Source organism: Photorhabdus stackebrandtii, from assembly GCF_011189495.1.
GTDB classification, from domain to species: domain Bacteria; phylum Pseudomonadota; class Gammaproteobacteria; order Enterobacterales; family Enterobacteriaceae; genus Photorhabdus; species Photorhabdus khanii.
Genome location: NZ_PUJV01000100.1, coordinates 1 through 1,826 on the forward strand (window position 1 = coordinate 1; position 1,826 = coordinate 1,826).

At 43.0% G+C, this 1,826-nt stretch carries 2 protein-coding genes; both read right to left on the reverse strand.

Going from position 1 to position 1,826, the window contains the following annotated elements; all coding sequences use genetic code 11:
• Positions 1-901: hypothetical protein (locus tag C5470_RS21700; RefSeq protein ID WP_166291864.1), on the reverse strand; the 901-nt coding region annotated here is incomplete at its 3' end.
• Positions 898-1,826: hypothetical protein (locus C5470_RS21705; RefSeq protein ID WP_207627079.1), on the reverse strand; the 929-nt coding region annotated here is incomplete at its 5' end. The genes C5470_RS21705 and C5470_RS21700, both read right to left, overlap by 4 nt.

The following is a 1,826-nucleotide window of genomic DNA, read 5'->3' on the forward strand; positions in this document are numbered from 1 at the left end:
TGTCTAAATCCGCGGGTCTTTTATCCTTACTCCACCAGATAAGTGGCCCACGACGCTGATAATCCACTTTACTGACTGCTTCTTTGCCGTTTAATAAAAATTTCACCATAAAGGCGACTGCCAGCGCTTTATCATTGCCACTGCTTAAGAAAGCAAAGGAATAACTACTGACGTTAGGGATAAAGCCACGCCCAATAAGTTGATTGTTTTCGTCCAAGCCATAGACTTTGAGGAACAGAATATTAGTTTTTTCGGCCATGCCGACTTGTGGATAACGGGCAGCATAGGCTTTACCTTTATACCAGGTGTAAAAAATCTGCTGTTCCCGATCGATAATTAATGGTGCCTGACGGTGTGAAAAAAACACGGCCCAGATAAATGGTGGAATAATTATTAGATAAAGAAGTAGGAAACCTATATCAATTTTGAGAAGCCGAGGACTACTGGGGTAGTAGGTATAACGATAATGCAGATATTTTCTCAGGGATAAATCTTTATCATCACCGATATAGTTCATACCGTTCAAATAGTCAGGTAGGTCATCACGTAGGTAAAATTTATCCCCATATTCTTTTTTAGCCACATCAACCCAATGATAAATTTCTGATTCATTACTCTTTCGTTCTTCTATAAAATCATTTACTGTTAATAACATACTGGTAATTATTCCTAGTGTTACAGGGATCAAGGTAATACCCCGGGCGCGGCGTTGCGTATTACGAACATGGCACTCCCTATTATCAAGGTAATCCAGTATTTCCACATGTTTGATAGTTGCTTCATCCTTAATATCCGGTGGTGCCGCCAGAAGCTCTTTTTCCCAGCGAACCAGCCGTTTGGCTGGCAATGGATGAATAGTAGGAAACCACTTTTTAAGTAAGTTTTTTAATCGCTGCTTCATAATATGCGTTCTCCGTCAAAACTGCCTTTAATGGTATTTCCTGCTGTCGGTTCTTCTCCCTGGAGATAGCGCAAAGGGGCGATGACATTTGTCGATTGTTCATAGTACCAGTACAATTCGCTACTGTGGGGATAAACGCCCATTGTTTCTGAGATGACTACTTCCAGCGTTGCCGTATCGCCATTCAGGGTAAGTTTGGCTTGCGCCTTAGCTTCCCTAAACTTGGTACTACGGAAGGTATCAGGGATATATTTGCGGTGGTTAATTTCAATATAATCGATTTTTCCTTCCCGGTAGTAGGGAGTTCTGAATGGAGTCACAAAGATCCCGCGAATATCTGAGAGACCCATCTGAAAAGCTGGCAGGGTAAAACAATAGGTCGTGACACCAAACCCCTGCTGTATTTTCAGTTGGGGCTGAATAAACAGATTTAAAAACTCCTGGTTTTCGATAACAAAATGATTTTGTGTGTCCTTATTCATTTTTCTGGCTTTTTTAAGTTGTACGGCAATAGCTGGTCTTTCCTTTTTTTCATCCCAAAAATCATACTTATCTCCTGCCCCCCAAAAACAGTTATTCAATACTTTCTCTAAATCTGACCAGGCACTGTTGGCCTGGACAATACTGCCACCGATAAGCAAACTGGCTCCTACGACTATTGCAGTGAGTACGCCTCCCGTTAGGAAGGTGCCTGCGGCAACTCCGATCCAGACCGCTGTGGTCAGGATAATCGAACCTGTTCCTATCGCTACCTGGCTATAACCTTCTACGTTATTACCCACTTTGAAAGCGTTACTGGCATCATAGAAGGAGACCAGCGCCCCTAAATAACCTGCCACGCTACCGGCAACCCGGGAGAACTGACTGACCATAGCTGTATTGACAGCAGGCACTTTTATGCCGTTCATCAGCGCCTTGACTATCG